At 64.4% G+C, this 21,478-nt stretch carries 19 protein-coding genes; all 19 read right to left on the bottom strand.

The features are described from left to right. Positions 1-79 precede the first annotated feature (79 nt). The 19 genes from RN01_RS16350 to RN01_RS16260 all read right to left on the bottom strand — a co-directional run bounded on the left by RN01_RS16350 (position 80) and on the right by RN01_RS16260 (position 21,355). Positions 80-817, bottom strand: coding sequence for an SPOR domain-containing protein (locus RN01_RS16350; RefSeq protein WP_024569915.1), 738 nt, complete (start codon positions 815-817; stop codon positions 80-82). 41 nt (positions 818-858) lie between these two features. Further along, entirely contained in the window at positions 859-2,169 is a 1,311-nt protein-coding gene (gene folC / locus RN01_RS16345) for a bifunctional tetrahydrofolate synthase/dihydrofolate synthase (RefSeq protein ID WP_017513724.1), read from the bottom strand. Between the two features lie 78 nt (positions 2,170-2,247). Next, a complete protein-coding gene (accD, locus tag RN01_RS16340) occupies positions 2,248-3,120 on the bottom strand; it encodes an acetyl-CoA carboxylase, carboxyltransferase subunit beta (RefSeq protein WP_011517054.1) in 873 nt (290 codons plus the stop codon). Positions 3,121-3,313: 193 nt separating this feature from the next. Further along, complete coding sequence (trpA, locus tag RN01_RS16335) at positions 3,314-4,111, bottom strand: tryptophan synthase subunit alpha (protein WP_011517055.1); 798 nt, start codon at positions 4,109-4,111, stop codon at positions 3,314-3,316. A gap of 11 nt (positions 4,112-4,122) precedes the next feature. Further along, entirely contained in the window at positions 4,123-5,070 is a 948-nt protein-coding gene (locus RN01_RS16330; protein WP_024569916.1) for a site-specific DNA-methyltransferase, read from the bottom strand. Next, on the bottom strand, positions 5,070-6,263 hold the full coding sequence (gene trpB / locus RN01_RS16325; RefSeq protein ID WP_008648451.1) for a tryptophan synthase subunit beta: 1,194 nt from the start codon (positions 6,261-6,263) through the stop codon (positions 5,070-5,072). Before trpB ends, RN01_RS16330 begins: the two co-directional genes overlap by 1 nt. Positions 6,264-6,352: 89 nt before the next feature. Continuing rightward, the gene (locus tag RN01_RS16320; protein ID WP_017514009.1) at positions 6,353-7,060 is read right to left on the bottom strand and encodes a phosphoribosylanthranilate isomerase; all 708 of its coding nucleotides are present in this window, start codon (positions 7,058-7,060) and stop codon (positions 6,353-6,355) included. Further along, entirely contained in the window at positions 7,038-7,868 is an 831-nt protein-coding gene (gene truA / locus RN01_RS16315) for a tRNA pseudouridine(38-40) synthase TruA (protein WP_024569917.1), read from the bottom strand. The genes RN01_RS16320 and truA overlap by 23 nt, the downstream gene beginning before the upstream one ends. Before the next feature lie 152 nt (positions 7,869-8,020). After that, positions 8,021-10,888 carry a FimV/HubP family polar landmark protein gene (locus RN01_RS16310; protein ID WP_039016690.1) on the bottom strand — a complete coding sequence of 956 codons (2,868 nt, stop codon included), beginning with the start codon at positions 10,886-10,888 and terminating at the stop codon, positions 8,021-8,023. A gap of 302 nt (positions 10,889-11,190) precedes the next feature. Continuing rightward, positions 11,191-12,327: an aspartate-semialdehyde dehydrogenase gene (asd, locus tag RN01_RS16305; protein WP_008649390.1), complete on the bottom strand. Its 1,137-nt coding sequence runs from the start codon at positions 12,325-12,327 to the stop codon at positions 11,191-11,193. A 441-nt stretch (positions 12,328-12,768) separates the two neighbouring features. Next, positions 12,769-13,836, bottom strand: coding sequence for a 3-isopropylmalate dehydrogenase (leuB, locus tag RN01_RS16300; RefSeq protein WP_017513163.1), 1,068 nt, complete (start codon positions 13,834-13,836; stop codon positions 12,769-12,771). A 27-nt stretch (positions 13,837-13,863) separates the two neighbouring features. After that, a complete protein-coding gene (gene leuD, locus RN01_RS16295) occupies positions 13,864-14,514 on the bottom strand; it encodes a 3-isopropylmalate dehydratase small subunit (protein WP_017513164.1) in 651 nt (216 codons plus the stop codon). A 9-nt stretch (positions 14,515-14,523) separates the two neighbouring features. After that, a complete protein-coding gene (locus RN01_RS16290; RefSeq protein WP_008649378.1) occupies positions 14,524-14,658 on the bottom strand; it encodes an entericidin A/B family lipoprotein in 135 nt (44 codons plus the stop codon). A gap of 26 nt (positions 14,659-14,684) precedes the next feature. Beyond that, positions 14,685-16,094, bottom strand: a complete 1,410-nt coding sequence (gene leuC, locus RN01_RS16285; RefSeq protein WP_017513165.1) for a 3-isopropylmalate dehydratase large subunit — start codon at positions 16,092-16,094, stop codon at positions 14,685-14,687. A 314-nt stretch (positions 16,095-16,408) separates the two neighbouring features. Beyond that, positions 16,409-17,110, bottom strand: coding sequence for an ABC transporter ATP-binding protein (locus tag RN01_RS16280; protein WP_008649374.1), 702 nt, complete (start codon positions 17,108-17,110; stop codon positions 16,409-16,411). Continuing rightward, on the bottom strand, positions 17,110-17,877 hold the full coding sequence (gene livG / locus RN01_RS16275) for a high-affinity branched-chain amino acid ABC transporter ATP-binding protein LivG (RefSeq protein ID WP_008649372.1): 768 nt from the start codon (positions 17,875-17,877) through the stop codon (positions 17,110-17,112). The genes RN01_RS16280 and livG overlap by 1 nt, the downstream gene beginning before the upstream one ends. Continuing rightward, a complete protein-coding gene (locus tag RN01_RS16270; protein ID WP_011517065.1) occupies positions 17,874-19,148 on the bottom strand; it encodes a high-affinity branched-chain amino acid ABC transporter permease LivM in 1,275 nt (424 codons plus the stop codon). The genes livG and RN01_RS16270 overlap by 4 nt, the downstream gene beginning before the upstream one ends. 12 nt (positions 19,149-19,160) lie before the next feature. Continuing rightward, the gene (gene livH, locus RN01_RS16265; protein WP_011517066.1) at positions 19,161-20,087 is read right to left on the bottom strand and encodes a high-affinity branched-chain amino acid ABC transporter permease LivH; all 927 of its coding nucleotides are present in this window, start codon (positions 20,085-20,087) and stop codon (positions 19,161-19,163) included. Positions 20,088-20,227: 140 nt separating this feature from the next. Beyond that, complete coding sequence (locus RN01_RS16260) at positions 20,228-21,355, bottom strand: branched-chain amino acid ABC transporter substrate-binding protein (protein WP_008649366.1); 1,128 nt, start codon at positions 21,353-21,355, stop codon at positions 20,228-20,230. Positions 21,356-21,478 lie beyond the last annotated feature (123 nt).

Below are 21,478 nucleotides of genomic sequence, written 5' to 3'. Positions count from 1 at the left end.
CGGCCTTGGCCAGTCCACTTGTACTGTCTGCGGCCGCGCGGCTAGCCAGCGCCGCTTCGCTTCATGTTGATAGCGCCTCTTACTGCTCCACGATCTTCGAAGTGAGTCCGATCGCCTTAACCTTCTTCTCCGCCGCCTCGGCGGCGTCGCGACTGGTGAACGGACCCGCCCGCAGCAGGTTCCGTTCACCATCGGCCAGCATTTTCTTTTCCACATAGGCCGGCACCTTGCTCTCCTTGAGCTTGGCCAGCCAGTTCTTCGCGCGTTCTTCCGACGAGAACGCGCCAATCATAATCAGGTACTTCGTGCCGGCGGCGGCAGGCTTGTCCGCCGGCTTGCTATCGGCAACCTTGGTGTCAGGCTTCGCGTCAGCCTTCGGCTTGTCAGATTTGTCGGACTTATCCGAAGCGGGTGCGGTGACGATCTCCTCGCCCGCGTCTAGCGCCGCATCGTTGCGATTGGCATTGGCGGACGGTGGCAGCGGCTCGGCCTTGCGTGCCTCGACCTTCGGCTTTTGCGTGGCGCCCTGCCCGTTGGCCACGCTGACGGCCACATCCTCCGAAACCGGACGCGGCTTGTGCTCGAACATGATCGGCAACACGATGATCGCGGCCGCGAGCAGCACCACGGCACCGATCAGACGACGCCGCGCGCGTTGCTTCTGGGGAAAATCGGGGTCAAGGGTATCGTCAGCGTATTCGTCCGCCGTCCGACGCGACGCGCCGATGCCGGCGCTCGATTCCGCGCGCGTGCGGCGACCGCGTTCGGGTGCCGGGTCAGTGCCCTTGCGGGACGAGAACAGCGAAAGCAGGCCCATAGATGCCCAAAGTATGGTGTTCGGTGCGATGCCGTTCCGGCTCAGTTGGCCTGCGTGGCACGATATGCCATCACGCCGGCCACTGTGTAGAACGACCCGAAGACCAGGATTCTATCATTCTCGGTAGCGCGCTCGACAGCATCGCGATACGCAAGTTCGGGACTGGAAAAACATGCAACAGTGTTGTCCGGGCCCTCACGGAAGCCAGTTGCCTCAAGCTTCTCGCGCAATTCCGCGGCAGTAGCGGCCCGGTCGGTCGGCAGGTCGCACAGGCACCAGTGGTCCACCTTGTCGGCCACATGTTGCAGCACGCCGGCGATGTCCTTGTCGTGCATGGCGCCGAACACCGCATAGGTGTAACGGAAGAACCCCATATTCTCAAGGTTCTGCCCAAGCGTCGCTGCGGCATGGGGGTTGTGCGCGACATCGAGGATCACGGCCGGACGCCCCGGCAGCACCTGGAACCGTCCCGGCAACTCCACGAACGCCAGGCCGTTGCGCACTTCCTGCGCGCTCACAGGCAGGCGCGAGCGCATGGCCTGCAGCGCGGCCAGCGCTGCAGATGCGTTGAGCAGCTGGTTGGCGCCACGCAATGCCGGGTAGCCCAGGCCATTCAGCTTGCGGTCGCGACTAGCCCAGTCCCATTGCTGGCGCTCCTGGCCCTGCGCGGCCTGGTGGCGGAAATCGCGTCCCACAAGCCAGAGTTCGGCGCCGATCGCCTCAGCGTGATCGATCACCGACTGCGGCGGCAAGGGATCGCCGACGATCGCCGGCACGTGCGGGCGGAAGATGCCGGCCTTCTCGTAGCCGATCTTCTCGCGCGTGTCGCCCAGGTACTGGATGTGGTCGATATCCACGCTGGTGATGATCGCGCAGTCCGTATCAATCACATTGACCGCATCCAGGCGGCCACCGAGACCGACTTCCAGGATGATCGCGTCGAGTCCGGCTTCGGCAAACATGTGGATGATCGCCAGCGTCGTGAACTCGAAATACGTCAGGCTGACCGGATCGGCAAAGCTCGTGCGGGCGCGCTCGACGGCCTCGAAATGCGGCAGGAGCTGGGCGTCCGTCGCCTGCTCGCCGTTGAGGCGGGCACGCTCGTTGAACTGGATCAGGTGCGGCGAGGTATGCAGGCCCACCTTGTAGCCCGCTTCGAGCAGGATGCGCTCGAGGATCGCGCAGGTGGATCCCTTGCCGTTGGTACCGCCCACCGTGAAGACCGCGGCGTCAATACGCAGGCCCAGCGCTTCCTTGACCCGCGTGATGCGGCTCAGGCCCATGTCGATGCCCACGGGGTGAGCGGTTTCAAGATGTGCGAGCCAGTCGGGGAGATTGTGGAAGATGGGCATACGGATTCAGAACTACAAAAGCAAAATGGCGCGGGTATTCGGCACCCGCGCCATTGTCCTGCAAATTTGCTTGCCGCGTCAGGCTACCGCGTCAGCCGGCTGCTTCTGCAGCAGCGCCAGCAGTTGCGCCAGTTCGGCGCGCAGGCGGCGGCGGTCCACGATCATGTCGATAGCGCCCTTCTGCATCAGGAACTCGGCACGCTGGAAGCCTTCCGGCAGCTTTTCGCGCACGGTCTGCTCGATCACACGCGGGCCGGCAAAACCGATCAGCGCCTTCGGCTCGGCGATGACCACATCGCCCAAGAACGCGAAGCTTGCCGAAACACCACCCATCGTCGGATCGGTCAGCACGCTGATGAACGGCAGCTTGGCATTCGAAAGCAGGTTCAGCATGGCCGTGGTCTTGGCCATCTGCATCAGCGACAGCAGGCTTTCCTGCATCCGCGCCCCACCAGTGGCGGTTACGCAGATGAACGGCACTTTCTGCTCCAGCGCCGCCTGGGCGCCACGGGCAAAACGCTCGCCCACCACCGAGCCCATCGAACCACCCATGAACTCGAACTCGAAGCAGGCCACGACCACGGGAATGGTGTGGATCGCGCCACCCATCACCACCATCGCGTCGGTCTCGCCGGTGTCATCCATGGCGGCCTTGATGCGGTCCGGGTACTTCTTGGTGTCCTTGAACTTCAGGGCGTCCACCGGCACGATTTCCTGGCCAATTTCATAGCGGCCTTCGGCGTCGAGCAGCTTGTCCAGGCGCTCGCGCGAACCGATGCGCATATGGTGGTCGCACTTCGGGCAGACGTGAAGATTGGCCTCGACGTCGGTACGGTACAGCGTGGCCTCGCACGACGGGCACTTGACCCACAGCCCTTCCGGAATGCCCTTGCGGGTGGAGGGGTCGGTCTGTTGAATCTTGGGAGGCAGGAGTTTATCCAACCAGCTCATGAAAGCTCCTTTCGGATAACTGTCGTCCGCACGCGGGCCTCCTTCGGGAGGGGCGAATACAGGAACGGCAGGGAATCAGGCCGCGAATTTACCATGCCCGGGCCATCGGACCGAAGCAAAACGCGCCATTTGTGAAGCAAGAATCATAAATGGCGCGATTTTCTCAGCGGTACGTCAAGCGTTGGACCAGAAATCAGGCGTCCAGTGCCTGGCGGATGTCGGCGATAAAGGCACGCAGGGAGTCCACGGCCTTCTCGCGCGGCGCATCCTCAAGCAACTGCACCAGGCGACTGCCAATCACCACGGCGTCGGCCACGCTGCCGATGGCACGTGCGGTTTGCGCATCACGGATACCGAAACCCACGCCCACGGGCAGGTTCGCGTGCTGCTTGATCAGCGGCAGACGCGCAGCCACGCTCTCGAGGTCGAGCGTGGCCGAGCCAGTCACGCCGGTGAGCGACACGTAGTACAGATAGCCACTGGCCACCTTCGCCACCGCGGCGATACGGTCGTCGGTCGAGGTCGGCGCCAGCAGGAAGATCGGGTCCATCTGGTTCGCGCGCATCAGCGCGGCGAAAGACTCGCACTCTTCGGGCGGGTAGTCGACCACGAGCACGCCGTCCACGCCGGCCGCGCTGGCCGCCTTGGCGAAGGTTTCCTCCCCCATGCGCTCGATCGGGTTGGCGTAGCCCATCAGCACTACCGGCGTGGTCGCGTTCGTCTTGCGGAACTCGGTCACCCAGGCCAGCACTTGCGTCAGCGAAACGCCCTGGGCCAGCGCGCGCTCGGAGGCGCGCTGGATCACGGGGCCGTCGGCCATCGGGTCCGAGAACGGCACGCCGAGCTCGATCACGTCGGCGCCGCCAGCCACGAGGGCGTGCATCAGGTCGACGGTCAACGCGGGAGCCGGATCGCCGGCGGTGATGAACGGAATCAGGCCCTTCTTCTGCTGCGCGGCCAGCGCCGCGAAAGTCTTCTGGATACGGGACATATCAGTGGCAATCAGATAAGGCGTTGCACGGGCGATGCCGCTTCATTGGCATCGTCATTGGCATCGTCATTGGCGGCGTCGGCGGTATCGGCGACATCGGACGCTTGCGGCTTGAGCGGTGCATACACGGGCTGCGCGGCGGTCACGCGTTCGCGCACCAGGCCGGCGTACTCCGGATTCATCTCGAATCCGACGAAACTGCGGCCGTGCCGGACGCAAGCCACGGCGGTCGTGCCGCTGCCCGTGAATGGGTCGAGCACGATGCCGCCCGGCGGACAGCTGGACAGCACCATGCGCTCGACGATCTCAAGCGGCTTCTGCGTCGGATGGTCGGCCCGCTCCGGGTCCTGGCGGTGAATGCGCGGCACGCTCCACAGGTCCTTCGGGTTGTACCCCACCTCGAGCCATTTCTTGCCCTCGAAGCGCGGCCGGCTGCGCGCCTTCTTGGTCTCTGCGTCGTACGGAATCCGTACCGGATCGAGATCGAAAAAGTAGTCGCGCTGACGGGCGAAGAAACCGATGTTGTCGTGCACCGACGAGAACTTGCGCGTGGTGCCGCCCATGCTCGGCACGCGGCGATCCCAGATGATCTCGTTGATCATCGTCATGCGCCGCTTGAGCATGACGAACAGCTCGGGCGAGTATTGCCAGGTGCAGAACAGGTACAGCGTGCCGCGTGGCGCGATCTTGGGCACGATCGCGTCCATCCAGCGCTCCGACCACTCGAGATAGGCATCGCCAGACAGCAGGTCGGAATCGTTGCCGTAGTCCTTGCCAAGACCATAGGGCGGGTCCGCCACGACCAGGTCGATCGAGCCGTCGGGGATGCGTTTGATCCCTTCGAGCACGTCTTCCTGATAGAGGCGCATGGTTGCCGTATCGAGAATATCGAACGGCTCCGAGCCCGCCCCGCCCTCGTCGGACTGGGGCAACGTCGTATTGGGAGGCAGTGTGCGCATCAGAGCTTCAACCCCGCGCGTTCGGCCACAGTGTGCATGTCCTTGTCGCCACGGCCGGACAGGTTCACTAGCAGCAGCTTGTCGCGGCCCAGCGTCGGCGCCAGCTTGCACGCATAGGCGATCGCATGGCTCGATTCGAGCGCGGGGATGATGCCTTCGATACGGCAGCAGTCGTGAAACGCCTTGAGGGCCTCCTCGTCGGTGATCGGCACGTACTGCGCGCGGCCCATGTCCTTCAGCCAGGCGTGCTCGGGGCCGACGCCGGGGTAGTCCAGGCCTGCCGACACCGAGTGCGTCTCGATGATCTGGCCGTTGGCGTCCTGCAGCAGATAGGTACGGTTGCCGTGCAGCACGCCCGGCGAACCGCCGATCAGCGCAGCCGCATGGCGACCCGAATCCAGGCCATCACCGGCCGCTTCCACGCCGATCAGCTGCACATCCTTGTGTTCGATATACGGATAGAAGATGCCCATCGCGTTCGAACCGCCGCCGACGCACGCGATCACGGCGTCGGGCTGGCGACCCGCGAGTTCGGGCATCTGCACCTTGGCTTCCTCGCCGATCACGCACTGGAAATCGCGCACCATCATCGGGTACGGGTGCGGGCCGGCCACGGTGCCGATGATGTAGAACGTGGTCTCGACGTTGGTCACCCAGTCGCGCATCGCTTCATTGAGCGCGTCCTTGAGCGTGCGCGAGCCGCTTTCCACAGGCACCACGGTGGCGCCCAGCAGCTTCATGCGATAGACGTTGGCCGCCTGGCGGCGCACGTCCTCGGAGCCCATGTAGACCACGCACTCCATGCCAAAGCGCGCCGCGATCGTGGCCGTGGCCACGCCATGCTGGCCCGCACCGGTTTCGGCGATCACACGCTTCTTGCCCATGCGCTTGGCAAGCAGCGCCTGGCCGATCACGTTGTTGATCTTGTGCGCGCCGGTGTGGTTCAGGTCTTCGCGCTTGAGATAGATCTGCGCGCCACCGAGCGTCTCGCTCCAGCGTTGCGCGTGATAGATCGGCGACGGGCGGCCAACGAAGTGCTTCAGTTCGCGGCGATACTCGGCGTCGAAATCGGGGTCCTTCTGGTATCGCGCGTAGGCGTCGCGCAACTCGTCCAGCGCGTGAACCAGGGTTTCGGAAACGAAGGTACCGCCATAGGGGCCAAAGTGGCCACGGGAATCGGGCAGGTCGTACATGTCCAGGCTCTCAGGAAGCGCGTCAGCCATGGGATGACGCGCGGGGTATCGGGGTCGGCGCGGCCGTGAGCCACGGAAGGCGGAGGGAATTATCCTGCGGATCGCCCTGCGTCGGCCTGTCGAACGGCGCGCACGAATGCGGCAATACGGGCGTGGTCTTTCACACCCTTGCTGGCCTCCACGCCGCTGCTGACATCCACAGCGTAGGGCCGCACGCGCTCAATCGCTCCAGCGACGTTTTGCGCGTTCAATCCACCACTCAAAACGATGCGAGGAGCGTCGTTTGCGCGGGGATTGGCAGGATTGGGCGGAAGCCATTGAGCAGGAATCAGGGTCCAGTCGAAAACGTGGCCGCCACCGCCATAGCCCTCGACGAAGGCATCGAGCAGCAGGCCGGAAGCGTCACGATATTGATCTGCGAATTCTACCAAATCGAGCCCCGGGCGGACACGTGCGGCGCGCATGAATGGCAGCCGGCAGCGCCGGGCGATCTCGGTGCACTGCTGGGGCGTCTCGTCGCCGTGGAACTGAAGCAACGTCAACGGCACACGCTCGGCCACATGGGCCACGTCTTCGGCATCTGCATTGACGAACAGGCCAACCACGGACACGAACGGCGGCACCAGTTCGGCCAGGGCCGCGGCGTGCGCCACATCCACGTGGCGTGGGCTCCTGGCGTAGAAGACCAGACCGATCGCATCGGCTCCGGCGTCCACGGCGGCGCGCACGTCCTCTTCGCGCGTCAGGCCGCAGATCTTGATGCGCGTGCGGGGCTCAAGCGCCATCGTGGCTGTCATTGACAAATACTCCGTGGAAGAAGCTGGCGGCCGGGTCCGCCTTGGGCAACTGGTATGGCTCAGGATACTTCACGTCGACCAGATAGAGCCCGTCCGGCATGAAGGTTGGCGCGGCCTTCTGGCGATTGCGCCCTTCCAGCACTTCCGCCATCCACGCGGCGGGATATCGGCCACGCCCCACCGCCACCAGGCAACCCATCAGGTTACGCACCATGTGGTGCAGGAAGGCGCTGGCCCGGAAGCGCAGGAACACCCAGTTGCCGTCCGCCTCGATCGTCACGTCGTACATCGTCTTGACGGGCGACTTGGCCTGGCATTCGGCGGCGCGAAACGCCGAGAAATCATGTTCGCCGAGCAGACATGCCGACGCCCGGCGCATCGCCTCGATGTCGAGCCGCTGCCCGTGCGGCAGCATCAGGTAACCGGCACGGCCCTGAATCATCGGCGCACGATGCGGCCCCGTGTACAGCGCGTAGTAATACATGCGCTCGAAGGCCAGGAAGCGCGCGTGGAAGTTCTCGTCGACGGGCTCCGCCCACTGCAGCGCGATCGACGGCGGCAGGAAGGCGTTGACGCCGCGAACCCATGAAAAGCGGTCGCGGTCGAGTTCGGTGTCGAGGTGGATGACCTGCCCCAGCGCGTGCACTCCCGCATCCGTCCGCCCGGCCACCGTGGTCAGGAGTCGCACGCCTGCGAAGCGCTCGATCGCGTCCTCGAGGTGGTCCTGCACGGTATTGCGATGGGGCTGCGACTGCCAGCCGGAGTAGGCCGAGCCGTCATAGTGGAGGCCGATGGCGATGCGGTTCACAGGCAAGAAACAGTTTCCTGATGGCACAAAAACAAAATGCGCCGGAAGGGACGCTTCCGGCGCATCGCTTCGGGTTGCGACAAGGCATCTGCCGCAAACCCTGCATCATACCGACCTTTGGGGCGTGCCCCTCGGCCGTCTGTCGCAATGGATCAGGCCACCTCGCGCAGCAACGAGCGGGCTTCCTCCTGCAGGGAATCTTGCGATTGATCGACCACCTCCTGCAGCAGTTCGCGGGCACCTTCCTTGTCGCCGATCTCGATATAGGCGCGCGCCAGATCGAGCTTGATCTGCATATCGCGGCTGCCATCCATCGTGGTGACCGACAACGTGCTGGCGGACATGCCATTCGAATCGCCGTGCCTCCCCTCCGACGTCACGCGCGACAGATCGATCGGCTCGACGAGCTTGCCGCCCTGGAGCATCGTCGGCGCGGGCAGCGGCACCGTGGATTCGTCCAGCGACTGCGCCATACCGGACAGCGGCTTGGCGGAGTCCTGCTCCAGTTTTTCCGGATTCAGGTCCAGCGACAGGCTCGACATATCGAACTCGAGCGGACGCGAACGGGTCGGCGTATCGAGCGCCGGCACGCCGGCATCGTGACGTTCGTCGAGTGCATCGTCGAGACGCACCGGCTCCGACTCGAGATCGTTACCGAATACCAGCGACGCGGATTCGGGCGCCACGATGGGCTCCCCCGCCGCCGGCGCCGGGAAGGCATCGAGCGGCAAGGCCAAGTCCGGCATGGCCGGCGGTTGCGTCAGGTTCGCGGCGGGATCCTGCGTGCGCCACTGATCGGCCACCGGGGTGGTCGTATCTGCCTCGACCGACGTATCCGGCGCGACGGACAGGTACAACGCGTTGCTCGGGTCCAGCTTGCGGCCCATTTCGGCGGCCTGTAGCCAGTCCGCGCCGTGCCCACCCGTCTGGGCGAACATTTCTTCTGCGATCACTCGGAAACCTTCCACATCCTGACGAGTGCTGTAAATCTCCATGAGCTTCAGGCGAATGGCCTGGCGCTCCGGATTCTGCTGCAACGCTTCGCGCAGGATTTCCTCCGCCTGCACGTCGCGCCCATAGGCGATGTAAACCTCGGCCTCGGCGATCGGATCGACTTCCGTCGCCTCGGGCGAGTTGTTGCCAATGCGGAAGTCCGCGCCAAACACGCTGTGCTGCGACGTATCGACGCTCTGTCCGCCGGCAGTGCCGAACAGCGAGTGGCCACCGGCCATCACCGTGCTTTCCTGCGACAGGATGCTGTCGCCAAAGCCAGTGTTCTCGCCAGTCTTCTGCTTCTGGCGGCGGCGATAGTACGCATATCCGCCAAGCAGCACAACCATCAGTGCAGCACCCGGAAGCAGCATCGGGTTGGCCAGCAGACCGTCGAGCAGCGAAGGCTGCGGCAACGGCTCGGGCTTGGGCAGGGCAACGGGCTTCTTCGCGGCAGCCGGGGCCGAAGCTGCGGCGGCCGCAGTTGCTGCCTTCGGAGCCGATGCCGCGGCAGCGGCGGTAGCAGTAGCGGCGGCCTGAGCATCCGCAGCCGATGCTGCCTGGGCTTGCGGTGCCGATGCGGCTGCCGTGGCTGCCGTGGCTGCCGTGGCTGCCGTGGCTGCCGTGGCTGCCGTGGCTGCCGGAGCAGGCTCCGGCGTGGCGGTGCTTGGGGCCGCTGCGGTCGTCGTGGCTGCCGCCTTGGCCGGCTCTGCCGGCACCACGGCCGGCGCGGGAGCCGCTTCGGCCGCCTTGCCAGCCGGCGCAGGCGCCTTGGCTGCCTGATTGGCCTGGTTCAGCTTCGCGATCTCCGCGTTCTTCAGCTCCATCAGGCGCTGCATGTCGGAGATGTTCTTCTCCAGGTCAGCCACGCGCGACTCGGCGTCCTTGAGCTTGCGCTGGCTGGCCACGTCGGCTTCGGCCTGCGCCTGGGCCTTGCCCTGCGCGCCACGGTCCGCCTTGGAGAGCTTCAGTTCGTCACGTGGGCCCGCTGCGGGCACGGTGGTGTCCTGCACGCGCGCCGTCACATTGCCGGACTGCTCGCGGCCTGAACCGGGCTCCACCGATTTGGCGGCGGCGGCAGCGGCCAGACGGCTGCGATAGCTGTCGAAACCCTGCGTGCGGGCGACCACTTCACGGCGGGCCTCACGCGGGCTGACGGCCTGTGCCTGCTGGGCGCTCGGCACCTTCAGCACTGCACCCGACTTGACCCGGTTGATATTGCCGCCGATGAATGCGTTGGGATTGTTGCGATACAGCGCCAACAGCATCTGGTCGAGCGACACGGAGTCCTGCGTCTGGACCGCATCGCCGGCGATGGAAGAGAGCGTGTCGCCACGCTGCACCGTATAGGAACCATTGGCGGCGGCACCTGCGTTCGCCACCGGAGCCGCGGCGGGCCGTGGCTGTTGCTGGGCGCGAGGCTGAGTCGACGCCGCAGGAGCCGGACGCGCGGCCTCGGGGGCGGCTGCGACCGGTGCCGGTGCCGGCGCGGGCGCCGGCCGGGCTGGAGCCGGAGCCGGAGCCGGTGTTGCATCGGGCGTGGCCGCCTGCACCACCGTGGTCGGGGAGAAAGTCTGGTTGGACGGCTTGGCACCGGCCGGATCCAGCAGGAACGTGTACGCCCGTGTGACCTTGCCGCTGGACCAGCTCATGTCGACCAGAATGTCCACGAACGGCTCGCTGAGCGGCTGGTTCGAACGGACGGTCGCAACATAGCTGCCGTTCGGGCGCTGCTGCACTTCGAGCTTGACGCTCGAGATGGCTGGCAGGTACGTCAGCCCTGCGCGCGCATAGGCGGACGACGGGGCAAGCTTGACAGTCAAACTGCCCGCTTCCTCGGCCGACACGCCGGTGATATCGATTTCGGCCTGGAGCGGCTGCCCCAAGTTGGACTGTACCCGTAGTTGCCCAAACCCCGCGGCATACGCGGCCGGCTGGACAAGCAGCAGGCCGAGAGCCGTGACGGCCAGCGTTGACCAGCGCTGACGGACATTAGGCGCATCTTTCCGGCGATGTAGGCTCACACTCACCTCGTGCTCCGTTATGTTTTTAGTAGCAAAAAGTTAACCCGACCCCAAAACGCATGGCAGGCAGCGCGGTACCGGTTCCAATCGAAAATCTACCCGGACGCACATCATTTCCCGTCACCTCGCATCCCGGACGCTGGGTGACGCTGACCCCGTTGGCCTAGCTCATGCCGGCTGTATTGTGACGCAACCCCGGGGAAAATAGCCACCCGGATGCAACAACGCCGCGCTGTGGCGCGGCGTTGCAGGCAAAGCAGCAGATTCTGTTGCCTCGCTGCAACGATGCGGCGAGGCAATTTCGGGAATCAACCCTCGATCAGAATGCGCAGCATACGACGCAGCGGCTCGGCGGCGCCCCAGAGCAACTGGTCGCCAACGGTGAACGCCGAGAGGTATTCGCCGCCCATCTGCATCTTGCGCAGGCGACCGACCGGAATCGTCAGCGTGCCGGTCACGGCGGCCGGCGTCAGGTCCTTCATGCTGGCCTCACGCGTATTCGGCACCACCTTGGCCCACTGGTTGTTGGCGGCCAGCATGCCTTCGATCTCGTCCAGCGGCACGTCCTTGCGGAGCTTGATCGTCAGCGCCTGCGAGTGGCAGCGCATCGCGCCGATCCGCACGCACAGGCCATCCACGGCGATCGGGCTGGCGCCGGTGGCGCCCAGGAAGCCTTCGCCACGACCCAGAATCTTGTTGGTCTCGGCGCCGCCCTTCCATTCCTCGCGCGACACGCCGTTACCGAGGTCCTTGTCGATCCAGGGGATCAGGTTCCCGGCCAGCGGCACGCCGAACTGCTTGGTTTCGTCGGCAGACAGGCCGTGCTGGGTCGACAGGATCTGACGGTCGATCTCCAGGATGGCCGAGGCCGGGTTGTCCAGCAGCGGCTTGACCGCGGCGTTCAGCGTGCCGAACTGTGTCAGCAGCTCGCGCATATGCTGGGCGCCACCGCCCGAAGCGGCCTGGTACGTCATCGAGGTCATCCACTCGACCAAGTCATGCTCGAACAGGCCACCCAGACCCATCAGCATGCAACTCACGGTGCAATTGCCACCGATGAAATTCTTGACGCCCTTCTTCAGCGCGTCCTTGATCACACCCATGTTCACCGGATCGAGCACGATGATCGCGTCGTCCTTCATGCGAAGCGACGATGCGGCGTCGATCCAGTAGCCATTCCAGCCGGCTGCGCGCAGTCGCGGGAAGACGTCGTTGGTGTAGTCGCCGCCCTGGGCGGTGAGCACCACGTCGCACTTCTTCAGCGCTTCGATGTCATTCGCGTCCTTCAGCGTGGTTTCATTCTTGGCCATGGCCGGAGCCTTGCCACCCGCGTTGGACGTGCTGAAGAAAATGGGTTCGAAGTGGTCGAAATCACCTTCTTCCTGCATGCGCTGCATCAGGACGCTGCCGACCATTCCTCGCCAACCGACGAGACCTACAATCATGACTTACCTCGGATGTGATGTGAACTTCCCCGCCATTTTCCTCGCCCGGCGTGGCTGCGCGGGGAAGACGGGCAGGCACGACGAACGATCTAGGGGATCGTTTTGGTAATAGTTTTAATCGTCGTGGTGGTCAGGCCGAGCGAATCCACGCCAATCGAGCCGCGCTTGGCGGTACGAGCAGCGAATGCAGTCAGAAGGGACTGGTGAAATCGGGCCATAGCGGGACAGTCTACACGAATTTGCGGCAGCGCCGCAGGGGAAATAATGGGTGTTTTGTAGCTTCTGGAGGGCTTTCTCCCCTCTCCCACACGTGGGAGAGGGGTCGGGGAAGACGGTAATCGGCAACAAATTGCGAATTCGCATCTTGCACCGCCCGGCCGCCCCCCGCTGCCCCGCTCCCGCCTTGCGGGAAAGGGGGAGCAAACCACTCGGCGCCTGGCCTTACAGTGCCGCCAGCACCGCCTCGCCCATCTCGCGCGTGCCAACCTGCTTGCAGCCCGGCGTGACGATGTCAGCCGTGCGATAGCCCTGGGCCAGCACCTTCTTGACGGCGTTCTCGATGCGGTCAGCCTGTTCGGCGCGGTTCAGCGAGTAGCGCAGCATCATCGCGGCGGAGAGGATCGTGGCCAGCGGATTCGCCACGCCCTTGCCGGCGATATCAGGCGCCGAGCCGTGCGATGGCTCGTACAGACCCTTGTTGTTGGCATCGAGCGACGCCGACGGCAGCATGCCGATCGAACCGGTCAGCATCGCGGCCTCGTCGGACAGGATGTCACCGAACATGTTGCCAGTGACGATCACGTCGAAGCTCTTCGGCGCCTTGACCAGCTGCATCGCGGCGTTGTCCACGTACATGTGCGACAGCTCGACGTCCGGGTACTCCTTGCTGACGTCGATCACGATGTCTTTCCAGAACTGGAAAGTCTCGAGCACGTTGGCCTTATCGACGCTGCACAGCTTCTTGCCACGCTTTGCAGCGGCCTGGAACGCCACATGCGCGATGCGGCGGACTTCCGGCTCGCTGTAGCGCATCGTGTCGAAGCCTTCGCGGGCACCCTTGAACAGGCCGTCCGGCGCCTCGCGCACGCCGCGCGGCTGGCCGAAGTAGATGTCGCCGTTCAGCTCGCGCACGATCAGGATATCCAGGCCAGCCACCAGTTCGGGCTTCAGACTCGATGCGCCGGTCAGTTCCGGGTAGCAAATGGCCGGACGGAAGTTGGCGAACAGCTGCAGATGCTTGCGCAGGCCGAGAATGGCCTGCTCGGGACGCAGCGGACGCTCCAGGCTGTCGTACTTCCAGTCGCCCACGGCGCCGAACAGGATAGCGTCGGCTTCCTTGGCCAGCTTCAGCGTGTTGTCCGGCAGCGGATGGCCTTCGGCCTCGTAGCCAGCGCCGCCGACGGGCGCCGTTTCCATCTCGAATTTCTCGTCCAGTGCGTTGAGCACCTTGACAGCTTCAGCAACGATCTCGGGGCCGATGCCATCGCCCGGCAGAACTGCAATCTTCATCTTTCTGATCCTGTAGTTTGTCTTGCCTCAGCCAACCACGCGGTTGCCCAGCCACGGCATCTTCGTGAGGCGCTCGGCCTCGTATGCCTTGATCTTGTCCTTGTGACGCAGCGTCAGGCCAATATCGTCGAAGCCGTTCACCATGCAGTACTTGCGGAACGGGGCGATATCGAACGAGTAGTTGTCGCCGCCCGGCGTGACCACTACCTGGCGATCCAGATCGATCGTCAGCTTGTAGCCCGGGAACGCGTTGGTCTCGTTGAACAGGTGGTCGACCTGAAGGTCCGTCAGCACCACCGGCAACAGGCCGTTCTTGTAGCAGTTGTTGAAGAAGATGTCGGCGAAGCTCGGCGCGATGACGGCACGGAAGCCGTATTGCGTGAGTGCCCACGGTGCGTGCTCGCGCGAGCTACCGCAACCGAAGTTGTTGCGCGCCAGCAGGATCGAAGCCCCTTGGTAACGCGGCTGATTCAGCACGAAGTCCGGGTTCAGCGGACGCTTGCTGTTGTCCTGGCCCGGCTCGCCGACGTCCTTGTAGCGCCACTCGTCGAACAGGTTCGGGCCAAAGCCCGTGCGCTTGATCGACTTCAGGAACTGCTTCGGAATGATCGCGTCGGTATCGACGTTTTCACGATCGAGCGGCGCCACAAGGCCGCTATGTACGGTGAACTTTTCCATGTGATGTCCTTACTTCTTCGTCGCCGCGCTCTCGAGCGAACGGCCCGCGGCCTGCGTGTCCTTGCCTAGGCCGGCCATGGTGTTGCAGCCGGCGATTTGCAGCATGCCCAGACATGCCAGCAGCGTGATCACGAACTTTTTCATATGTCTCAATGCCGATCGGCGCAGGCTCAACCGAGCTTGCGAACATCGACGAAGTGCCCCTCGATCGCGGCCGCGGCAGCCATCGCCGGGCTCACCAGGTGCGTGCGGCCACCGGCGCCCTGACGGCCTTCGAAGTTGCGATTCGACGTCGACGCGCAGCGCTCGCCCGGATCCAGGCGGTCAGCGTTCATCGCCAGGCACATCGAGCACCCCGGCTCGCGCCATTCGAAGCCGGCAGCCTTGAAGATCTTGTCCAGGCCTTCGCGCTCGGCCTGTTCCTTCACCAGACCGGAACCCGGCACCACCATCGCCAGCTTCACGTTCGACGCGACCTTGCGGCCCAGCTTCTGAACGACCCATGCGGCGGCACGCATATCTTCGATGCGGCTGTTGGTGCAGGACCCGATGAACACCTTGTCGATGTTGATCGACTCCATCGGCACGTTCGGCTGCAGGCCCATGTACTCGAGCGCGCGCTCCATCGCGTTGCGCTTGTTCGAGTCCTTTTCCTTCTCCGGATCCGGAACGCGGTCCTCGATGCTGATGACCATTTCGGGCGACGTGCCCCAGGTCACCTGCGGACGGACTTCTTCGGCACGCAGTTCCACAACCTTGTCGAAGTGGGCGCCGGCATCCGAATGCAGCGTGCGCCAGTACGCCACGGCCTGCTCCCACTCCACGCCTTGCGGCGCGAATGGACGGTTCTTGACGTATTCGAGCGTGACATCGTCCACGGCCACCAGGCCGGCACGCGCGCCGGCTTCGATTGCCATGTTGCAGACGGTCATGCGGCCTTCCATCGTCAGGTCGCGAATGGCCGAGCCGGCGAACTCCATCGTGTAGCCCGTGCCGCCCGCCGTGCCGATCTTGCCGATGACGGCCAGCACGATGTCCTTGGCGGTGCAGCCGCGGGGCAGCTTCCCTTCCACCTTGATCAGCATGTTCTTGGCCTTCTTGCCCAGCAGCGTCTGGGTGGCCAGCACATGCTCCACTTCCGACGTGCCGATGCCGTGGGCCAGCGCACCGAACGCGCCGTGCGTGCTGGTGTGCGAGTCACCGCAGACCACGGTCATGCCGGGCAGCGTGGCGCCCTGCTCCGGCCCGATCACGTGAACGATGCCCTGACGGTGATCGTTCATCTTGAACTGGGTGATGCCATAGGCATCGCAGTTCAGGTCGAGCGTGTCCACCTGGAGCTTCGAGATCGGGTCGGCGATGCCTTGCGAGCGGTCGGTGGTCGGCACGTTGTGATCCGACACGGCCAGGTTGGCGCTGATGCGCCAGACCGGACGCTCCGCCAGCTTTAGTCCTTCGAACGCCTGCGGGCTGGTCACTTCGTGAAGCAGGTGGCGATCGATGTAGAGCAGCGTGGTGCCGTCTTCCTCGACGTGGACGGTGTGGTCATCCCAGAGTTTGTCGTAGAGCGTCTTGGCCATGATGCGAGTGGCGAACCGTCCGTACTGCCCATCCTGGACAGCAGCGGCGCGTGTCCGCGCATTGGTTTGCAGGGGAATTGTTTTCCGGATGCCTTCGCGGGCAAGCAGGTATTTTGCTGCGATTCCGGCGAGGCCGGGGATTGCTTGACATCGCAATCGATTATGCCATGTGGGCCGGCCGCCAGCGGGTCGGAGAGACCGCCCGGGCGGCGGTCATTGGCGAAAGGGGGATTTCGCGGATGGCGAAGGGGCCTTTGACGTGGGCCAGTCTGCCTCCCCTCTCACGCGGACGAGAGAGGGGAGAAATCGGCACCTTACCCGCCCAGATACGCCGCGCGGATGCGGTCGTTGGCCAGCAGGTTCTGTCCGGTATCGGCCAGCACCACCTTGCCGGTTTCCAGCACATAGCCCCGGTCGGCCACCTGCAGCGCCTTGTTGGCGTTCTGCTCGACCAGGAACACGGTGACGCCCTCGTCACGAATCGTTCGAATAATGTCGAAGATCTGCGCGATGATCAGCGGGGCCAGGCCAAGTGTCGGCTCGTCCAGCAACAGCAGGCGCGGCTTGCTCATCAGCGCGCGGCCGATCGCCAGCATCTGCTGTTCGCCACCCGACATCGTGCCAGCGCGCTGGCTAGCGCGCTGATTCAGACGCGGGAACAGCTTGAACACGTGCTCGATGCCCTCGTCGATCTCATGACGGCTGGCGAAAAACGCCCCCATCTTGAGGTTCTCCAGCACGGTCAGGCTCGGGAAGACACGGCGGCCTTCCGGCGAGATGGCCATGCCCATGCGCATGATCTCGTGCGTGTTGCGCCGCGTGATGTCCTGGCCCTCGAACGACACCCGGCCGCTGGACGCGCGCGGCGTGCCGCACACCGTCATCATCAGCGTGGTCTTGCCGGCCCCGTTGCTACCGATCAGCGTGACGATCTCGCCCTTGTTGACCTCGATCGACACACCCGACAGCGCCTCGACCGCGCCGTAGTGGGTATGGACGTTTTCCAGCTTCAGCATCAGTCCTCTCCCAGATAGGCCTTGATCACGCGCGGGTCGTTGCGCACTTCCTCGGGCTTGCCAACCATGATCGGCTTGCCGTGCTCCATCACCAGGATGCGATCGGACACACCCATCACGAGGCTCATGTCGTGCTCGATCAGCAGCACCGAGATGTTGAACTCGCGACGCAGCTTGTCGATCAGCTGCTGCAGCTCGATCTTCTCCTGCGGATTCAGGCCCGCGGCCGGTTCGTCGAGCATCAGCAAGCGGGGCTTCGTGATCATGCAGCGTGCGATCTCGAGCCGGCGCTGATGGCCATACGACAACGTACCCGCCTCGCGGTTGGCCACGCTGGTCAGGCCCATGCGCTCCAGCCATTCAGCCGCACGGCCCAGCGCCGCGCGCTCGGCGTGGCGATAGGCCGGCGTGGCCAGCAACCCGTGCAACAGACCTGCCTTCACCTGCAGGTGCTGCGCGACCATGAGGTTCTCCACCACGGTCAGCTGCTTGAACAGGCGAATGTTCTGGAATGTGCGCACCAGACCGCGGCGTGCGACCTGATGGCTCGGCAGACGCGCGATCGAGTGGCCGTCGAGCATGATCTCGCCGGCCGTGGGCTTGTAGAAACCGCCCACGCAGTTGAACACGGTGGTCTTGCCCGCGCCGTTCGGGCCGATGATGGCGAAGACCTCGTCACGACGCACATCGAACTCGATGCCGTCGACGGCCAGCAGACCGCCGAAGCGCATCTGCAGGCCGGATACTTTCAGCATTTCTGCGCTCATCGCGGCAACTCCACGTGGGGACGGCTTGCGGGCAGCAGGCCCTGCGGACGCCACATCATCATCAGCACCATCACCAGACCGAAAATCAGCATCCGGTACTCGGCAAAGTCACGCGCCACCTCGGGCAGCACGGTCAGCAGGATGGCAGCCAGGATCACGCCAAGCTGCGAACCCATGCCGCCGAGCACGACCACGGCCAGGATCAGCGCGGACTCGATGAACGTGAAGGATTCCGGAGTGACCAGCCCCTGGCGCGCCGCGAAGAACGCGCCGGCCAGACCGGCGAACGATGCGCCCAGCGTGAACGCGGACAGCTTGATGCGCGTGGGATTCAGGCCCAGCGAGCGGCACGCGATCTCGTCCTCGCGCAGTGCCTCCCAGGCACGGCCCATCGGCATCCGGATCAGACGACTGGTCACGAACAGCGTGAAGCCCACCAGTAGTAGCCCGAGCAGGTACAGGAAGATCACCATGTGCTGGCCGGTATAGGGAATACCGATCAGGTCATTGAATGTCTTCGCCCCTTCCACGCTGGCGCTGCGTGCCAGTTCGATACCAAACACGGTCGGCTTCGGAATACCCGAGACGCCATCCGGACCGCCGGTCAGGCTGGTCAGGTTGTTCAGCAGCAGGCGAATGATTTCGCCGAAGCCCAGCGTCACGATGGCCAGGTAGTCGCCACGCAGCCGGAGCACCGGGAAACCGAGCACGAAGCCGAACGTCGCGGCCAGACCAGCAGCCAGCGGCAGGCACTCCCAGAACGTCAGGCCGAAGTACTGGTTCAGCAGCGCGTAGGTGTAGCCACCCACGGCGTAGAAGCCCACATAGCCCAGGTCGAGCAGACCGGCAAAGCCCACCACGATGTTCAGGCCCAGGCCCAGGATCACGTAGATCAGCGCCAGCGTGGCCACGTCTACCGCGCCGCGCGAGCCGAGGAACGGAAACACCAGCCCCACGGCCAGCAGCAGCCACACCGCCCTGCGCTGCCGCTGCGCGCCCATCGCGGGGAGCGCCGGCAGCTTCACGGCGCCGCGCGCGCGCGTCAGCATCGGCTTGAACAACTGGAAGATGAAGACCACGGCCACGGCGATCCATACCGGACGCCAGTGCGGCTCGAGCACCACCTTGTAGCCATCGAGCTTCAGTTGCAGCCCGAGCAGCGGCACGGTCAGGATGGCCGTCAGCACGGCGGCCGTCACCGCGTTCTTCAGCGTGTCGGAGACCGACGTTTGCGGGACGGACGCCCGCGAAATCGAAGTCGCTTGAGTCATGTCGTCCTCCCCTTAGACCTTTTCCACGTCGGGCTTGCCAAGCAGGCCCGTGGGACGGAAGAGCAGCACCAGGACCAGCAGGCCGAACGCCACCACGTCCTTGTACTCGGCCGGCATGTAGCCGGAAGCGAAGGTTTCGGCCAGACCCAGCAGCACGCCGCCGAGCATGGCGCCCGGGATACTGCCGATGCCGCCAAGCACCGCCGCAGTGAAGGCCTTGATGCCAGCGATGAAGCCGATGAACGGATTGAGCTTGCCGATCGTCAGACCAATCAGCACGCCGCCCACGGCGGCCAGCATCGCGCCTAGCACGAACGTGAACGAGATCACGCGGTTCGTGTCGATGCCGAGCAGGTTAGCCATGCGCATGTCTTCCGCGCAGGCGCGGCAGGCGCGGCCCATACGGGAGTGGCCGATGAACAGCGTCAGCACGATCATCAGCACCAGCGTCACGCCCACGATGAGCAGCCGCGAATACGGCACGGTCACCGTGAAGTCTCCGCCCATCTGGAATTCGATCGCGCCAGAAATCAGGATGGGCACCGATACGTCGCGCGCGCCCTGCCCGATCTGGACATAGTTCTGCAGGAAGATAGACATGCCGATCGCCGAGATCAACGGCACCAGGCGCGGCCCGCCACGCAGGGGGCGATACGCCACGCGCTCGACGGCATAGCCGTAGCAGCCTGTCACGGCGACGGAGACGATCAGTGCCGCGCCAAGCACCAGCGGCAGCGGATAACCCGCCTGCGCGCCAATGGCGGTCAGCGTCACGAGACCCACGTACGCGCCGATCATGTAGATCTCGCCGTGGGCAAAGTTGATCATGCCGATGATGCCGTAGACCATCGTGTAGCCGATGGCGATCAACGCATAGATCGCACCCAGCGTCAGGCCGTTGACCAGCTGCTGAGTGAACTGTGGAAGAAATTCGTTCATGCGAGGGACCTTGTGGATCGGGAAGCCCGATGCGGGGGGGTGACCGCCGTCATGTGGCGATCCATCAACATCGAACCGATACCAAAACGCCCCGCTCGCCGGGTCGGGAGCGGGGCGTCTCGCCAGAATGGCGCCGGGATTTAGTTGGCGGCGGTCTTCGTGGCGTCCTTGTGCCACGTGTAGACGACGAACTTGAACGACTTCAGGTCGCCCTTCGCGTCATATTCAACCTTGCCGATCGGCGTGTTGAACGCGTTCTTGTGCATGTAAGCGGCAACCTTCGTCGGGTCCGTGCTCTTGGCGCCCGTGATGGCATCGCCAATGATCTTCACGGCAGCGTACGCAGGCATCTGGAACGGACCGTTCGGGTCGCGCTTCTTGTCGGCGAAAGCCTTCACCAGGGCCGCGTTGGCCGGATCGGCCGAGAAGTCGGCGGGCAGCGTCACCAGCATGCCTTCCGATGCCGGACCGGCGATGGCCGTCACGTCCTTGTTGCCAACGCCCTCGGGACCCATGAAGGTCGCCTTGACGCCCTGCTCACGCGCCTGGCGCAGCAGCAGGCCCATTTCCGGGTGATAGCCACCGAAATAGACGAAGTCCACGCCTTGCGACTTCAGCTTGGTGATAACAGCGGAGTAGTCGGAATCGCCGGCGTTGATGCCCTCGAAGACCGCCACGGGAATCTTGGCTGCTTCCAGGTCCTTCTTCACCGAGCTGGCGATGCCCTGGCCGTACGACTGCTTGTCGTGCAGCACGGCAACCTTCTTCGGCTTGACCTTGTTGATGATGTACTGGGCGGCTGCGGGACCTTGCTGGTCGTCACGGCCGATCGTACGGAAGATGAAGTTGCGCTTCTTCGTTTCGGTCAGCTGCGGCGCGGTAGCCGACGGCGTGACCATCACGATGCCTTCGTTCTCGTAGATATCCGATGCCGGGATCGTCGAACCCGAGCACACGTGACCAATCACGTAGTGGATGCCCTGGCTCACGATCTTGTTGGCCACGGCCACAGCCTGCTTCGGTTCGCAAGCGTCGTCCATCATGACGGCTTCGAACTTGTTGCCGTTGGCGCCGCCGGCGGCATTGATCTGTTCGATGGCGGTCAGGGCACCAGCCTTGACCATGTCGCCGTACTGGGCGACCGAGCCGCTCATCGGGCCGGCAATGGCGATCTTGATGGTTTCGGCGTTGGCCGAAGTAAAGGCAGCGAGGCCGGCAGTGGCAAGCACGGCGGCCATGGCAGTGGACGTGAGACGGGACAACGTCATCAGGAGCTCCTCGATTATGTATTGGTCATCCGGGCAGAGTCGGCATGACCGGCGCAATCGAACAACACCCGCGGGAATGCGCCGCCTGACGTGGCGAACGGTACGGCCCAGAGCGGAAGTCGG

The sequence above is a fragment of the Cupriavidus sp. SHE genome (assembly GCF_000812445.1).
In the GTDB taxonomy this organism is placed as follows: domain Bacteria; phylum Pseudomonadota; class Gammaproteobacteria; order Burkholderiales; family Burkholderiaceae; genus Cupriavidus; species Cupriavidus metallidurans.
Note: the sequence above shows the minus strand (reverse complement) of the source record. Positions and strands in the feature narration are given on the sequence as shown.

Coding starts and splice junctions, on each gene's coding strand:
- RN01_RS16350 (WP_024569915.1), bottom strand. CDS start 817: ATGGGCCTGCTTTCGCTGTTCTCGTCCCGCAAGGGCACTGACCCGGCA.
- livH (WP_011517066.1), bottom strand. CDS start 20,087: ATGAACGAATTTCTTCCACAGTTCACTCAGCAGCTGGTCAACGGCCTG.
- RN01_RS16270 (WP_011517065.1), bottom strand. CDS start 19,148: ATGACTCAAGCGACTTCGATTTCGCGGGCGTCCGTCCCGCAAACGTCG.
- accD (WP_011517054.1), bottom strand. CDS start 3,120: ATGAGCTGGTTGGATAAACTCCTGCCTCCCAAGATTCAACAGACCGAC.
- trpB (WP_008648451.1), bottom strand. CDS start 6,263: ATGTACGACCTGCCCGATTCCCGTGGCCACTTTGGCCCCTATGGCGGT.
- leuC (WP_017513165.1), bottom strand. CDS start 16,094: ATGGCCAAGACGCTCTACGACAAACTCTGGGATGACCACACCGTCCAC.
- RN01_RS16320 (WP_017514009.1), bottom strand. CDS start 7,060: ATGACAGCCACGATGGCGCTTGAGCCCCGCACGCGCATCAAGATCTGC.
- folC (WP_017513724.1), bottom strand. CDS start 2,169: ATGCCCATCTTCCACAATCTCCCCGACTGGCTCGCACATCTTGAAACC.
- trpA (WP_011517055.1), bottom strand. CDS start 4,111: ATGTCCCGTATCCAGAAGACTTTCGCGGCGCTGGCCGCGCAGCAGAAG.
- RN01_RS16280 (WP_008649374.1), bottom strand. CDS start 17,110: ATGCTGAAGCTGGAAAACGTCCATACCCACTACGGCGCGGTCGAGGCG.
- RN01_RS16260 (WP_008649366.1), bottom strand. CDS start 21,355: ATGACGTTGTCCCGTCTCACGTCCACTGCCATGGCCGCCGTGCTTGCC.
- livG (WP_008649372.1), bottom strand. CDS start 17,877: ATGAGCGCAGAAATGCTGAAAGTATCCGGCCTGCAGATGCGCTTCGGC.
- RN01_RS16330 (WP_024569916.1), bottom strand. CDS start 5,070: ATGCGCACACTGCCTCCCAATACGACGTTGCCCCAGTCCGACGAGGGC.
- leuB (WP_017513163.1), bottom strand. CDS start 13,836: ATGAAGATTGCAGTTCTGCCGGGCGATGGCATCGGCCCCGAGATCGTT.
- asd (WP_008649390.1), bottom strand. CDS start 12,327: ATGATTGTAGGTCTCGTCGGTTGGCGAGGAATGGTCGGCAGCGTCCTG.
- RN01_RS16290 (WP_008649378.1), bottom strand. CDS start 14,658: ATGAAAAAGTTCGTGATCACGCTGCTGGCATGTCTGGGCATGCTGCAA.
- leuD (WP_017513164.1), bottom strand. CDS start 14,514: ATGGAAAAGTTCACCGTACATAGCGGCCTTGTGGCGCCGCTCGATCGT.